19 protein-coding genes are annotated in these 19,254 nt (G+C 59.1%); all 19 read right to left on the bottom strand.

Features of this window, described 5'->3' with window-relative positions; translation table 11 throughout:
- Window positions 1-131 precede the first annotated feature (131 nt).
- Complete coding sequence (gene yvcK, locus HMPREF1206_RS07540) at window positions 132-1,079, bottom strand: uridine diphosphate-N-acetylglucosamine-binding protein YvcK (RefSeq protein WP_016422729.1); 948 nt, start codon at window positions 1,077-1,079, stop codon at window positions 132-134.
- 23 nt (window positions 1,080-1,102) lie between these two features.
- Window positions 1,103-1,993: an RNase adapter RapZ gene (gene rapZ, locus HMPREF1206_RS07535; protein ID WP_005510809.1), complete on the bottom strand. Its 891-nt coding sequence runs from the start codon at window positions 1,991-1,993 to the stop codon at window positions 1,103-1,105.
- A 112-nt stretch (window positions 1,994-2,105) separates the two neighbouring features.
- The gene (gene uvrC, locus HMPREF1206_RS07530) at window positions 2,106-4,154 is read right to left on the bottom strand and encodes an excinuclease ABC subunit UvrC (RefSeq protein WP_016422728.1); all 2,049 of its coding nucleotides are present in this window, start codon (window positions 4,152-4,154) and stop codon (window positions 2,106-2,108) included.
- 29 nt (window positions 4,155-4,183) lie between these two features.
- Window positions 4,184-4,678: a PH domain-containing protein gene (locus HMPREF1206_RS07525; RefSeq protein ID WP_016422727.1), complete on the bottom strand. Its 495-nt coding sequence runs from the start codon at window positions 4,676-4,678 to the stop codon at window positions 4,184-4,186.
- 2 nt (window positions 4,679-4,680) lie between these two features.
- The gene (ribH, locus tag HMPREF1206_RS07520; protein WP_016422726.1) at window positions 4,681-5,163 is read right to left on the bottom strand and encodes a 6,7-dimethyl-8-ribityllumazine synthase; all 483 of its coding nucleotides are present in this window, start codon (window positions 5,161-5,163) and stop codon (window positions 4,681-4,683) included.
- The gene (locus tag HMPREF1206_RS07515) at window positions 5,164-6,426 is read right to left on the bottom strand and encodes a bifunctional 3,4-dihydroxy-2-butanone-4-phosphate synthase/GTP cyclohydrolase II (protein ID WP_016422725.1); all 1,263 of its coding nucleotides are present in this window, start codon (window positions 6,424-6,426) and stop codon (window positions 5,164-5,166) included.
- An 11-nt stretch (window positions 6,427-6,437) separates the two neighbouring features.
- Complete coding sequence (locus HMPREF1206_RS07510; protein WP_016422724.1) at window positions 6,438-7,025, bottom strand: riboflavin synthase; 588 nt, start codon at window positions 7,023-7,025, stop codon at window positions 6,438-6,440.
- Between the two features lie 69 nt (window positions 7,026-7,094).
- Window positions 7,095-8,147, bottom strand: coding sequence for a bifunctional diaminohydroxyphosphoribosylaminopyrimidine deaminase/5-amino-6-(5-phosphoribosylamino)uracil reductase RibD (gene ribD / locus HMPREF1206_RS07505; RefSeq protein ID WP_016422723.1), 1,053 nt, complete (start codon window positions 8,145-8,147; stop codon window positions 7,095-7,097).
- Window positions 8,148-8,163: 16 nt separating this feature from the next.
- The gene (rpe, locus tag HMPREF1206_RS07500; RefSeq protein ID WP_016422722.1) at window positions 8,164-8,832 is read right to left on the bottom strand and encodes a ribulose-phosphate 3-epimerase; all 669 of its coding nucleotides are present in this window, start codon (window positions 8,830-8,832) and stop codon (window positions 8,164-8,166) included.
- 11 nt (window positions 8,833-8,843) lie between these two features.
- Window positions 8,844-10,301, bottom strand: a complete 1,458-nt coding sequence (locus HMPREF1206_RS07495) for an RsmB/NOP family class I SAM-dependent RNA methyltransferase (protein ID WP_016422721.1) — start codon at window positions 10,299-10,301, stop codon at window positions 8,844-8,846.
- Complete coding sequence (gene fmt / locus HMPREF1206_RS07490) at window positions 10,302-11,276, bottom strand: methionyl-tRNA formyltransferase (RefSeq protein WP_016422720.1); 975 nt, start codon at window positions 11,274-11,276, stop codon at window positions 10,302-10,304. It lies immediately after the preceding gene.
- Between the two features lie 94 nt (window positions 11,277-11,370).
- The gene (def, locus tag HMPREF1206_RS07485; RefSeq protein WP_016422719.1) at window positions 11,371-11,874 is read right to left on the bottom strand and encodes a peptide deformylase; all 504 of its coding nucleotides are present in this window, start codon (window positions 11,872-11,874) and stop codon (window positions 11,371-11,373) included.
- Between the two features lie 60 nt (window positions 11,875-11,934).
- Window positions 11,935-13,971: a primosomal protein N' gene (locus tag HMPREF1206_RS07480; RefSeq protein WP_016422718.1), complete on the bottom strand. Its 2,037-nt coding sequence runs from the start codon at window positions 13,969-13,971 to the stop codon at window positions 11,935-11,937.
- Between the two features lie 49 nt (window positions 13,972-14,020).
- Entirely contained in the window at window positions 14,021-15,238 is a 1,218-nt protein-coding gene (metK, locus tag HMPREF1206_RS07475) for a methionine adenosyltransferase (protein ID WP_016422717.1), read from the bottom strand.
- Between the two features lie 118 nt (window positions 15,239-15,356).
- The gene (coaBC, locus tag HMPREF1206_RS07470; protein ID WP_016422716.1) at window positions 15,357-16,637 is read right to left on the bottom strand and encodes a bifunctional phosphopantothenoylcysteine decarboxylase/phosphopantothenate--cysteine ligase CoaBC; all 1,281 of its coding nucleotides are present in this window, start codon (window positions 16,635-16,637) and stop codon (window positions 15,357-15,359) included.
- Window positions 16,638-16,664: 27 nt separating this feature from the next.
- On the bottom strand, window positions 16,665-16,943 hold the full coding sequence (gene rpoZ, locus HMPREF1206_RS07465; protein ID WP_005510796.1) for a DNA-directed RNA polymerase subunit omega: 279 nt from the start codon (window positions 16,941-16,943) through the stop codon (window positions 16,665-16,667).
- Window positions 16,944-17,060: 117 nt separating this feature from the next.
- Complete coding sequence (gene gmk, locus HMPREF1206_RS07460) at window positions 17,061-17,633, bottom strand: guanylate kinase (RefSeq protein ID WP_016422715.1); 573 nt, start codon at window positions 17,631-17,633, stop codon at window positions 17,061-17,063.
- A 5-nt stretch (window positions 17,634-17,638) separates the two neighbouring features.
- The gene (mihF, locus tag HMPREF1206_RS07455) at window positions 17,639-17,965 is read right to left on the bottom strand and encodes an integration host factor, actinobacterial type (RefSeq protein WP_016422714.1); all 327 of its coding nucleotides are present in this window, start codon (window positions 17,963-17,965) and stop codon (window positions 17,639-17,641) included.
- Between the two features lie 419 nt (window positions 17,966-18,384).
- On the bottom strand, window positions 18,385-19,254 hold the full coding sequence (gene pyrF, locus HMPREF1206_RS07450) for an orotidine-5'-phosphate decarboxylase (protein WP_016422713.1): 870 nt from the start codon (window positions 19,252-19,254) through the stop codon (window positions 18,385-18,387).

The raw sequence follows: 19,254 nt of genomic DNA, 5'->3' as shown, positions 1-19,254 counted from the left end.
AAATTAACCCCATTTGAGCTTTAGCAATAAACCTCAAGGATAGTATCCGGAACCAATCGAGTGGCAATTAGTTGATTGCCTGCTGCATCCCCGCAGGAGAATGCATAAAAACCCTCGATTGACAGGACGCTTTAGAGGAACTGATGAAGTGCGACAGCTAGTTTCTCCGGCGAATGCCGACCCGTCAGAGCTCCGTGGTCATCAACTTCTTGCACATCGGCGAAGACAACCTGCGCGTCTAGGCTATCCGCCGCTCGCTGCAGGTATTCTCGTTCGGTATCCGCGAGCGGCGTGTTGTCGTCGACAAGCACGTAATTGAGCTTCAAGTTAGGTGCATGCTGCGTGAGCATATGGATGTGCCGTTCGGAAGAAAAACCGGCGGTCTCCCCCGGCTCGGCGACAAGATTCAGCACCACGACGGTTGTGGCATTGGTTTCTTGCAGAGCGTCCCGCAGCCCGGGCACCTGAAGATGTGGCAGAACCGAAGTAAACCACGAACCCGGACCCAGCGTCACCAAATCGGCATTGAGGATAGCTTCAATGGCCTCCTCGGATGCCGGCGGAGTCTCAGGAATCAGCCGGATTCGGCGCACCTGGCCAGGTGTCGTGGCCACTGCGACCTGGCCACGGACCTGGCGCACAACGCGAGCATCCTGCTCCAAGCCAACGACTTCGGCCTCAATCTCTAGCGGGATCGGCGACATGGGCACGACGCGACCTCGGATTTGCAGCAACCGGCCAATTTCGTCAAGCGCGTCGACTTCATTTCCCATCACACTGGTGAGGCCAGCGATAATCAGATTGCCAATCGCATGCCCTGCCAGTGCGCCAGTTCCGCCAAAGCGGTGCTGCAGTGTCTTTTCCCACAGATCGCCTTTTTCCGTATCTGCGGAAAGCGCGGCGAGTGCCATGCGAAGGTCTCCAGGGGGAATCTGCCCCAGCTCACGACGAAGGCGACCCGAGGATCCGCCGTCGTCGGCAACTGTGACCACCGCTGTGACATGGTCCGCAACCTGACGGTCAGCTCTCAGCGTGGCAAATAGACCATGACCGCCACCCAGACTGGTAATTGATGTCAATTTCTACACCTCCACTAAAACCGCTAGTTGCGGTCAATATCGCGGTGGACGACGTTGACGTTGATCCCGGAAACTCCCTCGAGCTTCTTAGCCAGCGCCTCCGACATGGCCACACTTCGGTGATGGCCTCCGGTGCATCCCACAGCGATAGTCATAAAACCCTTGCCCTCACGGCGGTACCCGGGCAAAACCAATTCAATCAAGTTTGTGACGTTGTCCAAAAACCCCTGAGACTCAGGTTGGGACAGCACGTAGTCGGCCACGGCTTTGTTGGTACCGCGGCCCGCACGCAGCTCAGGTACCCAATAGGGATTGGGGAGAAAACGGACGTCGAAAAGCATGTCGGCATCGCGCGGCGCACCGTGCTTAAACCCAAAGGATTCGATGGTGATCTGCTGAATCTTGCTAGCGGTATCCGACAACTGATGCTCTAACTCACGGCGCAAATCGTGCACGCTCATGTCAGAGGTATCCACTACTAAATCCGACATGCCCTTTATTGGCAGCAACATCTGACGTTCAGCGGCAATACCCTGTGAAAGCGTGCCATTTTCCTGCAGCGGATGGGTGCGGCGGACAGAGTCGTAGCGGGCGATGAGGGTGTCGTCGTTGGCATCAAAGAAGATGACATAGGGCTGGCGCCCCTCATTGCGGAGTCCGTCGAGCACCTCCCCCAAACTGCCGGCGAACGCGCGCGAGCGCACGTCGGTGACGATAGCGAGGCGCTCTACTGGAGAGTCCGCCTCAAACGACAACTCGACCATGCGCATAATTAACTCCGGTGGCAGGTTGTCTGCGACATACCAGCCCATCTCCTCCAAGACGCTGGCGGCCGTATTGCGTCCGGAACCGGACATGCCGGTAATCAACACAAGTGACTTTTCAGCCTGAGGGGAATAACCCGAAGTAATCATGCCATCACTCTAATACAATTCCGCCCAACCGCTCTCGGTTTTACTAGCGGAAGTAAACCCCCTAGCACTGTTTCAAGTGCGGTTTTAGCCACTTGTTTACCTACTTCTACGCCTACTCTCCCGGACCGACATCCGAGTTTGGATCTGACGGCTTCTCGTCTGGATGGAGGTAATCGTAAACAGTTTTCGCGAGCATCGGCCCGAAACCAGCCACTTCTTCGATCTGCTCGACGCTGGCCTTCTTCAGCGCCGCAACGGAACCAAAGTGCTTGACCAACTCACTGCGGCGTGCTGGCCCCAGCCCCTTAATGCCATCAAGCACCGAAGAACGCATGCGTTTAGAGCGCTGCTGGCGGTGATAATTAATGGCAAAGCGGTGCGCCTCATCACGAATTCGCTGAATAAGGTACATCGCCTCCGAATTGCGCGGCAGAATGAGTGGCTCATCATCGTCGGGAATCCACAGCTCTTCTAAGCGCTTGGCAATCCCCACCAACGTCACATCGGTGACCTCGAGTTCATCGAGGACCGCCTGTGCGGCTGCGACCTGCGGTGCACCACCGTCGACGATGAACAACTGTGGCGGGTAGGCAAACTTGCGGTTACTCCGCGACTGCTCATCGACGGCATCAGTCGTCTCTTCGACGAACATCTCGCTTGCATCATCGGGCATGGCGAGCTTGTCCTCGTTATGGCGCAGAAAACGACGGCGCACCACCTCAGCGATAGAACCGACGTCGTCCGAGCGACCGTCACCCGCTGCATCTTTGATTCGGTAGCGGCGGTAGTCGGACTTCTTGGGCAATCCATCCTCGAAGACCACCAACGAGGCCACCACATCGGTGCCCTGAATATGCGAGATGTCAGTGCACTCGATGCGCAGCGGCGCTTCATCCATAAATAGCGCGTCCTGGAGTTCGGAGAGAGCCTGCGATCGAGTAGTTAGATCTCCACTTCGCTTTAGCTTGTGCTGGCGTAGCGCTTCAGCTGCATTTTTCTGCACGGTCTCCATGAGCGTCCGCTTGTCACCGCGTTGTGGGACGCGAATATCTACATTGGTGCCACGAATATCGGTCAAAAATGCAGTAACCTCGTCAAGATCGTCGGGCGTGGCCTGAACGAGAATTTCGCGTGGCACAACCTGGGCGGCAGTGGTTGATTCATCGCCGTCGACATCCGCGTGCTTGGCGGCGTCGCCATAGAACTGTGTCAGGAACTGCGTTAGCAGCCCACCCAAGCTGGGGTCAGTTTCTCCCTCTCGAAACTCCGTAGTCGCGTACTCGCCGGACTTCTCCACTACCCAGCCGCGCTGACCGTAAATACGTCCCGCCCGAACATGGAAAATCTGCACGGCCGCTTCCAGTTCGTCGGTTGCTAGCGCAATAAAGTCGGCATCGGCGGCGTCGGAAAGCACGACTGACTGCCGCTCCATGACCTTGTCGATGGCAGCGAGGTTGTCGCGCAGACTAGCGGCGCGCTCGAAGTCTAACTCGCCGGCAGCTTCCTCCATTTCCTTTTTTAAGCGCCTCGTGACCGGGCCCGTATTTCCCGACATGAAGCTGGTAAAACCACGGACAATTTCGCGGTGTTCCTCGGCACTGACACGGCCGACACAAGGCGCCGAGCATTTGTCGATATAGCCGAGCAAACAGGGCCGCCCCAGGGCTTGCTGCCGGTTGAAGACTCCCTTTGAACAGGTGCGGGCTGGGAAAACTCGTGTAAGCAAGTCGAGCGTTTCTCGGATAGCCCACGCGTGTGAATAAGGCCCGAAATAACGCACGCCCTTCCGGCGCGGTCCTCGGTAGAGAAAGAGCCGCGGGTACAGCTCTCCAACGCTGACGGCCAACATCGGATACGACTTGTCGTCGCGGTACATCACGTTGAACCGCGGATTAAAGCGCTTGATCCAGGTGTACTCCAACTGCAGCGCTTCGACTTCATTGTGGACGACAGTCCACGTCACCTTCGAAGCGGACTGCACCATCTGGCGGGTGCGGGGATGAAGCCGAGTTAAGTCCTGGAAATAGTTAGACAAACGCGCACGGAGATTCTTCGCCTTGCCGACGTAGAGAACGCGCCCGGTTGAATCGAGAAAACGGTACACCCCCGGCTCCGTGGGAATGGTGCCGGGGGCGGGACGGTACTGAGAAGGGTCAGTCACTTACGGTGTCCTTAAAACGTGTCCTTGGGTTAGTCCTCCGGCATGAACTCGTCTTCAAGTTCACGGAACCGGCGGATGTCTTCCACGACGCGGCTGCCGTCGGCCGACTGGATCGCGAGCATCGGCACAAACTCAAAGTCAGGCAGCTCCAAGCGAGCCCAGCGGGACTTCTTTGGAAAACTCAGGCCGTAGATATCGACCCACGGGTAAAACTTCGCATTGAGTAGATTGCGGACTTCCACACCCCTGGCATTGACGCGAACGCGAGCCCGAGTCAGCAGCAGGATTACCCCGGCGATGATCAAACCAATCATTGGGAAAGCCAGCTGGTCGATAGCGGTCACCGAAGCTCCGGTGTTACCAAAGTCCACCACGATACCCATGAAGATATGGATAGCGAAAACCACAACTGCAGCGATAATCGCCCACAGACGCAGCTTTTGCGAGGTGATTTCCAACAGCCATTTGTCTTCGCTACCGGTGTCGACGGCAGTCGAATTGCTGTGGCGTTCGGAGTTACCCATTCTTACTCAGCTCCACCTTCACGAAGGGACTTCAACACTGCGACGGTGTGCAGCGCTGCGGCCATGGCCTCGCGACCTTTATTCTCCGCGGCGCCCTCACCGCCGGCACGATCAATTGCTTGCTGTTCAGTGTTGCAGGTCAACACACCATTGCCAACTGGCGTTTCACAGTCCAGTGCGATCCGCGTCAGGCCCTCAGTCACCGAGTCGCAGACATAGTCGAAGTGCGGCGTACCACCGCGGATAACGCACCCCAGCGCCACCACGGCGTCGTGAGTTCGGGCGAGCTGTTGCACCACAACCGGAATCTCCAGAGCACCGACGACAGTCACATCCGTGACTACAGCGCCGACCTCCTCGGCCTGGGACAGCGCTTCACGACGAAGCTGCCCAGTAATCTCCTCGTTCCAGTGAGAGGTGACCAGACCGACGGTCACACCAGTGGAATCGGGAACGGAAATTTCAGGAAGACCTGCGCCACTCATCTACTGTGCTCCTTCTGTCGAAATGCCGTGGGTCTCCATGTACTCATCCAACCAAGGGAGCTCATGGCCCATGCGTTCGCGCTTTGTCAACAAGTATTTCAAGTTATCCTCGTTGACCTCAACTGGCACCGGTACCCGGCGGCTCATCTCCAGTCCATAACCACCTAGGCCGGCACGCTTGGTCGGATTGTTCGTCAGCAGCGCCATAGTGGTGACTCCAAGATCCTGCAGAATCTGTGCACCAGTGCCGTACTCACGGGCATCCGACGGCAAACCGAGCGCAAGATTGGCATCAACGGTGTCAGCGCCTTCATCTTGCAGATGGTAGGCCTGCAGCTTCGGCATCAGACCAATGCCTCGGCCTTCGTGACCGCGCATGTAGAGGATGACGCCACGCCCCGCTTCGTGAACCATGCGCATGGAGTTGTGCAGCTGCTGACCGCAGTCGCAGCGGCGAGATCCCAGTGCGTCGCCAGTGAGGCATTCGGAGTGCACACGCACGAGGACGTCCTGACCATCGTTGGAAGACACATCCCCCACAACGAGAGCGACATGCTCAACACCGTCGATAAGGCTCCGGTACCCAATGGCACGGAACTCGCCGTAGTCGGTCGGCAGCTTGGTTTCGACAACGCGTTCAATCAAGTGCTCGTTGTGGCGACGGTATTCGATCAGCTGCTCAATGGAGATCAGCGCTAAATCGTGCTTGTCGCAGAAGCGACGCAGTTCCTCCGCGCGCGCCATACCGGTCGGGTCTTCCTCGGAGACAACCTCACACAGCACGCCAGCAGGACGAAGCCCTGCCAGGCGGGCGAGATCGACCGCAGCCTCGGTGTGGCCGGCACGGACGAGGACGCCACCATCGCGAGCTCGCAACGGAACCACGTGTCCTGGTCGGGTGAAATCGTGCGGGCTCGACGTGGGATCAGCCAGAGTACGAATGGTGTTCGCACGATCTGTGGCGGAAATACCGGTCGTACCGGTGTTGGCATCCACGGTCACTGTGTATGCGGTACCGCGGGCATCCTCATTCTCTGACACCATCGGTGGCAAATTCAGACGCTCGCAGTCCTCGGCGGTCAGCGGCGCGCAGATGTAACCAGAGGAATAGCGAACCATAAAGGCAACAAGTTCAGGCGTTGCCTTCTCGGCGGCGAAGATGATGTCGCCCTCGTTCTCACGATCTTCATCGTCGACGACGACCACGGCCTTACCGGCTGCGATGTCCGCAATGGCCCGCTCTACAGAATCGAACTTAATCACAGTCTTGTAGCTTATCTTTCCAACATTTTCTCGACGTACTTGGCTAGCACATCGACTTCCAAATTGACCTTGGCGCCTACCGCGGTCGAACCAATAACGGAGTCCGTCAGCGTCGTCGGTATCAGGCTGACCTCAAAGAACCCCTCGCCTACTGCAGAGACGGTCAACGAAGTACCATCCACGGCAATTGAGCCCTTTTCCACGACATACTTGGAGAGATGCTCCGGCAGCGAAATCCGCACTACTTCCCAGCGCTCCCCTGGCGTGCGCGAAATAACCTCGCCGGTGCCATCGACATGTCCCTGCACGATATGGCCGCCGAGGCGTTGACCCACTGCGGTTGCACGTTCGAGGTTGACCTTGGAGCCGACCTCAACCTGGCCGAGGCTCGACCTATCCAGAGTCTCTTGCATGAGATCAGCGGTAAAGAAATCATCGCCAAACTCCACGACGGTCAAACAAACGCCATTGACAGCAATGGAATCACCGTGGTGCACGTCGTCAAGCACGGTGGTCGCGCGAATGGTCAGAGTAATGGAATCGGCTTCGCGGTGGATTTCGCGAATTTCGCCGAGTTCCTCAACAATTCCCGTAAACATAGTGGTCAGGAAAATCCTTTACCGTTTGTTATAAATTGAAAGATTTTTACAAAATTAACTCTAGCCGGTCTACCCGCGATCTTTGCCACTGCGGAGAGCCGTAATCAAAATGTCATCTCCCAGAGTCTCGACCGCGACGGTACGAAAGCGCGAGATGTCAGTGATGGTGGTCTCATGGTTGGCCGATGTCACCGGCAGACCAGCTCCGAGAAACGCCGGGGCAATGTAAGACTCAATCGCGTCGACAGCATCGGCTTCTAAGAAAGCGCTGGCGAGCCGTGGGCCGCCTTCTACCAGCACGTCAATAAGTCCCATATCCGCCATTGTCTCCAGCGCCACTTCCACATCGTGAGTGCGAATGTGGCGGAAGTTATCGCCGCGGATATTCGCATCGGCGGCGACCTCCGAGGTGCCGATCGCGATGCGCAGGGGTTGCGTTGACAGCTCCTCGCCGTCTGGTGTGCGCGCGGTCAATCGCGGATTGTCAGCGAGCACTGTTCCCGTTCCGACGACAATCGCTTGCCGACGTGCACGATCGATATGTACCCGTGCCCGCGCCTGCTCCCCCGTAATCCACTGCGAGGTGCGGTCGGTAGCGGCGGCGAAACCATCCAGCGTGCCCGCCGTCTTCAGCGTGATGTGTGGGCGCCGAGTGCGCTGCCAGTGTAACCATGGACGCAGATAGCCATCCGCCACACGATTGCGTTGGAACTCCTCGACCACGTCGATTCCCTTGTATCGCAACCACTCGCTGCCGCCAGCGGCCACGGGATTAGGATCGGCGACCGCAAATATGACGCGGGAAACTCCGGCTGCCGCAAGTGCCTCGGTGCACGGTGGTGTACGGCCGATATGATTGCACGGCTCTAGTGTGACCACTGCAGTACCGCCCTGAGCTCGTGCCCCCGCCATTTCTAATGCTTGTGGCTCTGCGTGTCGGCCACCTACCGGCTCAGTTCCGGCCACTCCTACCGCAATCCCTGCGGTATCGAGGATGACGCAACCAATCGGTGGATTGGGATAGGTGGTGCCCCGAACTCGCTGGCCGGCTTCTATGGCCAATGCCATAGCTTGAGCGTCAGTCAGCGGCTGTGCGGAGACGAGATCCGGAAACTGTGCCACCGTGCTTCACCGCCGTCTACTTAGTTGCAGCAGTAGTGGCCAATGCGCGCAGCTCATCGACAGCCGCCGCACGATCATCAGCGCCGAAAACGGCCGACCCTGCAACGAAGGCGTCGCAACCGGCGGCGGCAGCGGATTCGATGGTCTTGGCGGAGATACCACCGTCAATCTCGATCAGAGTATCCAGACCTTCGGCATCAATGCGCTGACGCAGCTTCTCGACCTTGGTTAGCTGATCCGGCATAAAGGACTGGCCCCCGAAACCGGGTTCGACACTCATGACCAGCACCTCGTCGAATTCGGCGAGGTGATCCAGCCACGGCTCAATTGGGGTACCCGGGCGCAGCGAGAACCCGGCCTTCACGCCCTGGGAACGAATGTGGCGTGCCAGTGCGATGGCATCGTCGACGGCTTCCACATGGAAAATAACGGAGCTCGCCCCCGCCTTAATGTAGGTGTCGACCCACTTCTCCGGGTTCTCAATCATGAGATGGACATCCAAGTACTTGTCCGTCACCGCAGCTACGGCCTCCAGCACCGGAGCGCCGAAGGACAGGTTGGGAACGAAGTGGCCATCCATGACGTCGATATGCAGCCAATCTGCATTGGCTACAGCCTCAACCTCGCGGTCGAGGCGAGCGAAGTCAGCAGCGAGAATGGACGGGGCAATAATTGGTGCGCTCATAACCTCTGAGCCTAGTCGTTCTTGCGCAAAACTGAGAAGAACATCGCATCGGTACCGTGGCGGTGTGGCCACATCTGCACAGATGGATACGGTCCGACATCAGTCATCGGCGCTACCAACTCGTGTGCATTCAGCTCCGTCACCGGCAATTCCGTCACTGCCCTATCGACAATGCCCCTGGTTTCCCGCAGATGCGGAGAACACGTGGAATAGACGATGATGCCACCCGGCCGTGCCAGACGCACAGCTTCACTGAGCAGTTCAAACTGCAGCGCAGTCAAGGAGTTCAGATCGGACGGCGACTTCCGCCAGCGCGCTTCCGGGCGACGGCGAAGCGAGCCCAAACCAGAGCACGGCGCGTCTACCAAAATGCGGTCAAAGCCTGCCTCCAGCCCGGTATCGCGACCATCCGCAACGGTTACAGTCACTGGCAGCCCGGCCGTGGCCTTCTTCACCAGTTCTGCGCGAGTCGCAGATACCTCAACAGCGTCGAGCTTCGCGCCCTCAATAGCTGCGATGCCGCCGATGAAAGCTGACTTACCACCGGGGCCGGAACACAAATCTAACCAGCGGCCGCTGTCTTCACCGGCAACGGGTGCCATGGTGACGGCACGCGCAATGAGCTGAGAACCCTCGTCCTGCACCGCAGCCAAGCCCTGTCGGACCGGCTCCAATTCTCCTGGGGCACCGGAATCCAAGCGCACGCAGTACGGCGACCACGGTCCCTCTTCACCGCCGGTGATCAGTGCCAATTCCTCAGCAGTAATCTCGCCCGGACGAGCGACCAAGTGCACCAACGGGCGCGCATCGTCGGCAGCGAGTGCCTGCTGCAGCTCACCGGCTTGTGCACCGAGTGCGCGGGCAAACTCCATCGCAATCCAGCGCGGGTGGGCATGCTTCATCGCTACGTAGCTAATCGGATCGGTCGCAGGATCCGGCGCGACCTCAGCCACCCATTCGCCTTCGGTCTTCGAGGAAACTTTCCTCAAAATGGCATTGACAAAGCCGCGCGCACCAGGTCCCGCTACCTTCGCCACCGCCCGCACCGAGGTATCGACCGCCGCGTAGGCATCGACGCGCGTACGCAGCAGCTGGTACGTGCCCAGGCGCAACACATCCATCACCGGTCCAGCAATATCGTTTAACGGGCGTGACGACGATGCCTCAATCACGGCATCCAACAGGCCTTCCGCCCGCAGTGTGCCGTACGTCAGCTCAGTTGCAAAAGCAGCATCCCGACCCTTGAGCTTGTGTGCCTTCAGCAACCTGGGCAGCAGCAGGTTCGCGTAAGCATCATTCTCGCGAACGTCGGCTAGTACCTTCAGTGCGACCTTGCGCGGTTGGTCAATGCCACCGCGATTGTCCCCACCTCTGTTGTCACGGTTACGGTTGCGGTCATTGCGGTTCTGTCCGCTGCGGTTGCCGCGCTGCCGTCCGCCACCGGTGTGGCGGGGTTTGTCGTTGCCCATTTACTCGCAGACCTTTCCGCCGGGTTGGCTACCTCGCGCCCAGTCGGACGCATCCATCATCTTCTTACCCTGTGGCTGCACCTTCACCAGCTGCACATAGCCATCGGCACAACGCACAGATACTCGGTGCTTCTCCACTACCAACTCACCCGGTGTGGCGGCTGCCGCCTCCGGAGCAGCTGCCTTTCGCACCTCGTCGACCGCGGCGCTGTCCTCGTCGGAAAGCGGGGTGAGCTCTCCGACCTTCAAACGTGCGCCGTCGAGAGTTGTCCACGCACCTGGGGCAGGCGTGAATGCACGAGCGCGGCGGTCAAGAAGATGTCGCGGCTGAGTCCAAACGATTCGGGCATCCTCCGGCCCGAACTTAGCGGCGTAACTGACATCCTGTTCTGGCTGAGCGGTCGGACGCAACGCACCGGCTTCGATGCCGTCCATGGTGGCGGCTAGAAGATCCGCGCCGGAGTATGCCAGGCGGGTCAAAAGGTCGTCGGCATTATCGGTCGGGCGAATCGCTTCGGTGACGGTACCGAAAACTGGTCCGGTATCCAGACCCTTTTCAATCCGGAAAGTACTGGCACCCGTGACTTCATCGCCGGCAGCGATAGCTGCCTGCACCGGCGCGGCACCTCGCCAAGCAGGAAGCAGTGAGAAATGCAGATTGACCCAGCCGTGCGTCGGTACATCGAGCAATTCCTCCGGCACGAGATTGCCGTAGGCGACCACCGGGATGCAGTCGGCGTTTAATTCGCGGATCTGCTGCTGGATCTCTTCATCGCGCAGGGTCGTCGGGGTGAGCACGGGAATGTCGTGTTCCAAGGCCAGAGCCTTCACCGGCGAGGGCGAAAGCGACTTACCGCGGCCACGGCGGGCATCGGGGCGAGTGAGAACAGCGACGATTTCATGACGGGAGTCTTCGAGCAACTTCTTCAGTGCAACGACAGCAGGTTCCGGGGTTCCGGCAAAAATCAGGCGCACAGTAAGTGGATTCCTTCCTGGTGGACCTAGTTGTTCTAGTTAATCTAGTGATGAAACTCGGGGCGCCACACCCAGGGGTCTAGGCGCAGGTGAGTTAACCGCGGTTGAGGAACCAGTCCTGCTCACGCAGAGAACGCATCGCGGTCTTGCGCTCGTCGCCCTCGAGACGCTTCAAAAACAGCACACCATCCAGGTGGTCGCTTTCATGCTGCACACAGCGAGCCAGCAAATCATCAGCTTCGAAGCTCACCGGTGTGCCGTGGCGATCCTGGCCAGTAACGCGCACACGTGCGTGTCGAGTCACGGGTCCATTAATACCCGGGATAGATAGGCATCCTTCGATTTCGTGGACAGTCTCGTCGCCGATGGCTTCCCATTCCGGATTGACGATGTGCCCGCGGGTGCCGTTGCAGTCGTAGACGAAAACGCGCTGCAGCACGCCGACCTGGTTTGCCGCGAGCCCGACGCCCTGTTGCTCGTCCATCGTGTCGAACATGTCATCAATCAGGTGCGACAGCGTCGCGTCGAAATCAGTGACGGTATCCGCCTTGGACAGCAACACCGGATCGCCGAAAAGACGTACCTCACGAACTGCCATGAACTTAGAGCCTCCAAGAAAACTGGTGTGAATCAAGCGATAACGCGCTCATTTTAGCAGCTAGCCGAAATTAATCGGATCGACGACAACGCGCACCGGCGTCGGGTCCTTCCTGGTCGCTCGAACGACCTGTGCTGCCTTCAACGCCGCTCCCACCGCCCGTGCTTGCCGACGGTCACAGCGCACCAACATCCGCTGAATAGGTGTACCCGGTTCCACGCCTGCTGGTGGTCTGGCGTTGCGGGGAAGGTCTACCGGCCCCAGGATTTCCGCGCCCGATGGAACCTCCAGGGACTCCATGAAGTTACGCAGGCCCTCTTCAGTCCCGTCCACCGCTGCCACGTGAAAGGCCGGAGGCAGAGTGGCGGCTGTACGGTCGGCCAATTCCCTGTTCGCAGCGCCTACCGCGTCCCATGCCAGAAGATCGGCCACAGTCGGGACTGCAGCATCCGCATCGATAACCACTGCCCCTCCTCGCTCCCGCGGTCGCGCAAGCGTGACAGCTCGAGACCAATGCGCATAGGCCTCTTCATGAGCGCGCAGGTCCTGCCGGCCGAGCATCGCCCAAGTGTCCAGCAGCATCACTGCACCGTAGCCCTCCGGCGCATAAGGCTCGGCTCCCGGCGTGGCCACCACGACCCTCGGGCCTTCGGGAATGTCGTCAACAATCCGTTCGCCAGAGGAAGCGACGACTGGGAATGGACTGAAAATACGACCAAACTCTTCCGCCGTACGTTCACTGCCGACCACGACTGGCCGAATCTTGGTGGAACCGCAGCTATGGCAACGGTGGTGGATGTCGATGCGGCCACACCACCGACAGGTCGGCGGCGCCGGATCGTCCGGGTTATCGGACGGTGGAATTCCCAGTGGACCGTTACACCAGCGACAGCGCGCAGGAGCACCACAGGAACGACACGACAATGTCGGTACATATCCCTTGCGGGGTACCTGGACCAGAATCGGAAGCTCTTCGCGCAGCGCGGCTTTTGCCCGTCGAAAAGCGATGGCAGGAAGGCGTCCCCTACTGACGTCATCCGGGTCTTCGGAAGTGTCCGTGGAGGCAATCATCTCCGGCATGGATTCAGCCAGGGCGTCGGCGCCTGCAACCAGATTGTGCGCCCAACCTGAGGAGACCAGCAGCTGCACCTCTGCTGTACGGCTATACGATGCAAAAATAAGAGCGCATCCCTCCTGCGCACTTCGCGTGACCAGCACCTCGCGAGAGTGGACGTAGGGTGCGCGGGGGTCTACGAGGTTGTCATCGCCATCATCGACAATCACTGCTAAACGCAGATTCTGCACTGGGGCGTACGCTGCCGAACGCGTGCCGACGACTATGCGCCCCTGGCCGTGCAGGATATCCAGGTACCGGCGATAGCGGGACTCGGGCCCGAGACCAGCCCCGAGAAGAGTGAGCTGACGGGCAGAAATGAGCTCGCGAAAAGCGCTCTCGAAGCGCGCCTGCATGCGTGCGTCCGGCACAATGATGAGAACACCGCCACCATCGCGGGCGACCGAAACGCTGAGCGCGGCGAGCATGGCTGCCACCTGTTCCCCTGGAACTGGCTGCCACGCTGCGCGTGCCGGGGCGCCCTTGCGGACGGAATCGACAAAGGATTCGCCGAAGACATAGTTGCCCCAAGCGGAAAGATCCGGATCCTCGGTGGCAAGCTTTCCCAATTCCTCCCACGTCGGGGGCATGTTCTCCTTGCGGGCACGTTCGGCCCGTGCATGGCGGGTTGGGATGGCGGAGCGAATGATGTTTGAGCGTGTTGCGCCGTAATACTCCGCCAGAGAATCCACCAACCGTCGAAGCTGTGGCGGATAGACAACCTCAGTGCTGATGACATCCTTGAGATAGGACAGTTTGCCGTCGTGAGTGGGCGTGGCACAGCGCTCCAGCACCAGCGCATTGACCAATTGGCCGTGGAATCGAATCCGCACCCGGCAACCGACAACCGCTTCCTCCGCTAGCGCGCGCGGAACCAGGTAATCGAAGGGGCGATCCAACTGCGGCAGCCCCAAAAGTGGAAGCACCCGCGCGACTGGCAGCTTCTCAGCTGCGGCGGCGGGTGCGAAGGGGGCGTCGGTCATAGAGTCTTACTCTACTTCCCCACCCCAGGGTCATGCTGGCGGGTGGTGTTTATCCCAGGCCAGCGGCTGCGCGGAGCTCTTCAACACGGTTGAGTTGCTCCCACGGCAGGTCCAAGTCAGTTCGGCCGAAGTGACCGTAGGTGGAGGTCTGCGCATAAATCGGGCGCAGCAAGTCCAGGTCACGAATAATAGCGGCCGGACGAAGGTCGAAGACCTTGTTGATAGCCTCGCGGATGGCGTCGTCTGAAACGTGACCGGTGCCGAAAGAGTCGACGTAAAGGCCTACCGGGCGAGCGCGGCCGATAGCGTAGGCGACCTGAATCTCCAGGCGGTCAGCCAGACCCGCAGCCACGGCATTCTTCGCAACCCAACGGGTGGCATAAGCGCCGGAGCGGTCCACCTTTGACGGGTCCTTACCCGAGAATGCGCCGCCACCGTGGCGAGCCATACCGCCGTAGGTGTCGACGATAATCTTGCGGCCGGTCAGGCCGGCATCGCCCATCGGCCCACCGATAATAAATTGGCCAGACGGGTTGACCAGCAGCTTCAATTCATCGGTAACAAAGCGCTCGCGCAAGTTAGCGTCGTCGAGCACCCAATCGACTACGTGAGTCTTAATCTGCTCGGTAATCCACTCCTGGGTCACATCCGGGTCGTGCTGCGTGGACACCACAACAGTGTCCAAGTACACCGGGTTATTGTCTTCGTCGTAAGCGAAGGTGACCTGAGTCTTACCATCCGGTCGAAGCGATGGGACGATGCCTTCCTTGCGTACCTGCGTCAAGCGGCGAGCCAGGCGGTGTGCCAGCGCAATCGGTAGCGGCATGTACTCCGGAGTTTCGTTGGTAGCGTAGCCGAACATCAGCCCCTGGTCGCCAGCGCCCTTGAGATCTTCTGCTTCGACTTCGCCATCAGAGCTGCGTGCTTCCAGAGAAGTGTGCACACCGTCGTGAATATCTGAGGACTGCTCACCGATCGAAACGGAGACGCCGCAGGTCTTGCCGTCAAAGCCCTTTTCAGAAGAATCGAAACCGATCTCCTTCAGTCGACTCCGGACAATACCGGGGATGTCAACGTAGCTCTTCGTGCGAACTTCGCCAACAACATGGACTAAACCGGTAGTCACCACAGTCTCAACGGCGACCATCGATGCAGAATCCTGCGCGAGCATAGCGTCAAGGATGGAGTCCGAAATCGAGTCGCAAATCTTATCTGGGTGCCCCTCGGTAACAGATTCACTGGAAAACAGCCGAAGATTAGAGGCCACGAGCAGTACAACTTTCTTCTAGATCATTTCCCCACGCCTGCGGTGTCGCTGCGGCGTGGGTTTTCGTTTGATTCGATAATTATAGACCAAGCGGTTCAGTCGCCGTAGTAGGCCTCCGCTACTCCGCTGGCTGAGGTTCCTGTCGCAGCTCGGAAACTGCATCCAAAATCGAACCGGCCACCGAGAATTTTGAGCCCCGCGGCACGTCCCACTGCTCGCCATCGAGAGACAACAACCATCCGACATTGTCCGTCGCACCGAAAGTTTGCCCACCTGAGACGTCGTTACACATGAGCAAATCGCAGCCCTTGCGCACAATTTTCTGCTTCGCAAGCTCGAGTGGCGTCGTCGTCTCGTCGCCGGTCTCAGCCGCAAAGCCCACCATCGTCGTGGTTGCCGGAATCTCGCCCGCTTTACGACGCTCCACAGTGGTAGCCAGAATGTCAGGGTTTTCTACAAGCTGGATGTTGCTCAAAGCGTCGTCTGCGACGCCCTTCTTCATCTTGGCCCCAGCGGTCGATGCCGGACGGAAGTCGGCGACGGCAGCGGCAAAAATGCAGACATCGGCCAACTTGGAGTGTTCGTGGGCGGCCTTGGCCATCTCCAAAGTGGAATCAACCTTTACAACATTCGCGCCCAGCGGTATCGGCAACTGATCTGTATGTCCTGCCACCACAGTGACCTGAGCGCCACGCTGTGCTGCCATCTCAGCTAGCGCGAAGCCCTGACGCCCTGAGGAGTGGTTGCCGATAAAACGTACCGGGTCGATAGCCTCACGGGTGCCACCGGCAGTAATCATAAAGCGCACGCCCTCGAAGTCGCGGCGGAAGTGGCGCGGATTCTCGACTGCCGCTAATGCCAGCGAAACTATCTGCTCTGGCTCCGGCAGACGACCTGGACCAGTGTCCTTACCAGTCAAACGGCCATGGGCCGGATCGAGGACAATAGTGCCATGGCGACGAAGAATCGCGACATTATCCCGCGTAGCTGGATGGTTCCACATCTCGGTGTGCATGGCAGGGGCCAGAACCACCGGGCAGGTCGCCACAAGCAAAGTTGCGGTGAGAAGGTCGTCGGCACGCCCGTGTGCGGCACGCGCCATAAAGTCGGCAGTCGCGGGAACCACGACGACGAGGTCGGCCTCCTGCCCCACGCGGACATGCTGAACTTCATCGACTGCGTCAAAAACCGTAGTCGACACCGGGTTCCCCGACAGCGCCTCGAAAGTAGCCGCACCTACAAAATTCAATGCGGACTCGGTGGGAACGACGCGAACATCGTGACCGAGTTCCTTGAAGCCACGAACAACGTGTGCGGCCTTATATGCAGCGATGCCGCCGGCAACCCCGACGACAACCTTTAAACATTCGGATACGTCAGCATTACCGGCGGCATGCATACAGATATCTCCCCTTAAGGAAATGCTCTAGCCCTCAGTGTGGTCCAGCAGACCAGCGTTAATTTCACGAAGAGCGATGGACAGAGGCTTCTCAGCGACCCCCGGAGTAACCAGCGGGCCAACGTACTCCAGCATGCCTTCGTCAATCTGCTGGTAGTAGTCATTAATCTGGCGTGCACGCTTGGCAGCGAAGATAGCCAGAGCGTACTTCGAAGAAGCCTTACCAAGCAGCTCATCGATCGGCGGATTGGTAATACCAATTGGCGGGTCGAACACTGCCTCGGTGGCGGTATTTTCCTGGGTCACGAGAAATCTTTCCTCAATAGAACGTGAGTTACTGGGGTGACAATAGAAACCGTCGGAGCAATAGAAACACCATTGCTTGGAAACGATTTCTACTATCGATGATGTGGAGTCGCCCTGTTACTTGCCAGTAGTCAGCGCCCGAGCGATGGCCGCCACAGCATCATCGACATTGTCGTTGACAACAACCTCATCGAATTCGTGCTGAGCATCCATTTCCACTCGCGCGGTTTCCAGGCGACGCTTGACTTGCGCCTCGGTTTCCGTGCCACGACCAGTGAGCCTGCTGACGAGAATCTCCCAGCTTGGCGGAGCCAAGAACAGCAGGTGAGCATTCGGCGCTACCTTACGGATGGAGCGGGCTCCCGCCAGATCCACCTCAACGAGTACCGGACGTCCCTCGGCGAGAGCTTTATCCACCGGGCCACGCGGCGTACCAGAACGCTGCAGACCACCGTGGATTTCAGCCCACTCGAGCATCTCTCCTGCATCAATATGCTGTTGGAACTTCTCCGGGGTCACGAAGAAATAGTCGCGGCCATCGACCTCCCCCGGCCGTGCGGCGCGGGTGGTCATGGAAACGCTGAAGTACAGTCCGGGAACCTCGGCACGAAGCCGACTGACAACAGTGGATTTTCCTACACCGGCAGGGCCGGCGAGGACTACCAACTGACCGTTTTCATTCCCGGCCACTGCGACTAGTCCTCCACTGCGTAGCCGAAGCGCTCCAGCAGAGCGCGACGCTGACGGTCACCCAGGCCACGCAGACGGCGGGTCTGAGCAATCTCCAGGTCATTCATGATGTCCTGCGCCTTGACCTTGCCGACCTTCGGCAGAGCCTCGAGCAGAGCGGAGACCTTCATCTTGCCGATGATTTCGTTCTCGTCAGCCTGCTTGAGAACCTCTGGCAGGTCGATAGCGCCACGCTTCAGCTTGTCCTTGAGCTCTGCGCGTACCTTGCGGGCCTGAGCTGCCTTCTCGAGTGCTGCTGCACGCTGCTCCGGGGTCAACTGCGGAAGGGCCACGTGTTCCTCCGTAAAAATAGATTGGTTAGCTTCTTATTTACTAGCACGAGCCTCGCGTCCACCAAGGGCAGGCAACGACACCGTGCTTAACGATTGGAGACCGTACCGCACTCACCGGTTGTTGAGGCAAATGCTGACGGGGTGTCGATAAAAATGACACCAGGGCTTTATCCGCCCCACCTTTCGGTCGTGGTCAACCAACTCCGGCGATTGTAGCACCGTTTGCCCAGGAGAATGGAAATTGACCACGGTTTTTGTACGAAATCTCCTAGTAATTGTCACAGTAACTGGCCTATACCTACGCCACCGCCATCCGAGGGTCATTAGGAAAATCCCGGCAGCTAGGTACGGAAGAGCCCGCAGGGGCACCTGTTCTATGAGGTGTCCCCGCGGGCTTCTGACAATTCGGCGATTTGCTGCTAACTCTCGGAAAGGAACGGAGCTGCAGCTTCAATCGTTGCGCGCCGCAGCGCAGCAGGATCAGGCCCAGCGGAGAGAATCGCACGCGAAATATTCGGCAGTGCAAGCCCCTTGGATTCCCCTGCCAGACGATCTACATCTGCCGGGGTTCCACCCTGAGCTCCCACACCGGGCATGAGAATGGGACCGCGCAGGTCACTGAGCACCGGGGCGTCGTCAAGCGTTGCGCCAACAACAACGCCGATGCTGCCCGCCTTTGCACCAGCGTCAATTTGGCGAGCATTAATAGCGGCTGCCTGGTTGACCATGGTCTGAGCCAGAGTCTCACCCGAAACCATCGCCTTCTGCACTGACGCACCTTCCGGATTGGACGTCGCGGCCAGCACAAACAAGCCCCGTCCGTTCTCCAACGCCAACGAAACCGCCGGATCAAGAGCACCGAACCCAAGGTACGGAGATACCGTCAGTGCGTCGGCGGCTAGCGGCGAGCTATCCGACAGCCAGGCTTCGGCGTATGCAGCCATAGTCGAACCGATATCGCCACGCTTGGCATCTGCAATCGACAGCGCACCTGCGTCCTTCAGGTCCGCCAACGTCCGCTCCAGGACGGCAAAGCCCTTGGAACCGTAGGCTTCGAAGAACGCCACCTGGGGCTTGACGACGGCAACGATGTCACCAAACGCTTCGACGCATGTGGTGGCAAAGCGCTCTAGACCTTCTGCCGATCGCGGTAACTGCCAGGCATCCAGCAACCTAGGGTGCGGGTCGATTCCCACACAGAGCCGGCCGCGCTCGGCGACAACCTCGCTGAGGCGATCGCCGAAACCCTTAATTGTCCGCACTGCGGATCCTTCAGCCTTCGCGGTCAT

It is taken from the genome of Corynebacterium sp. HFH0082 (genome assembly GCF_000411235.1).
Lineage (GTDB): Bacteria > Actinomycetota > Actinomycetes > Mycobacteriales > Mycobacteriaceae > Corynebacterium > Corynebacterium jeikeium_D.
Note: the sequence above shows the minus strand (reverse complement) of the source record. Positions and strands in the feature narration are given on the sequence as shown.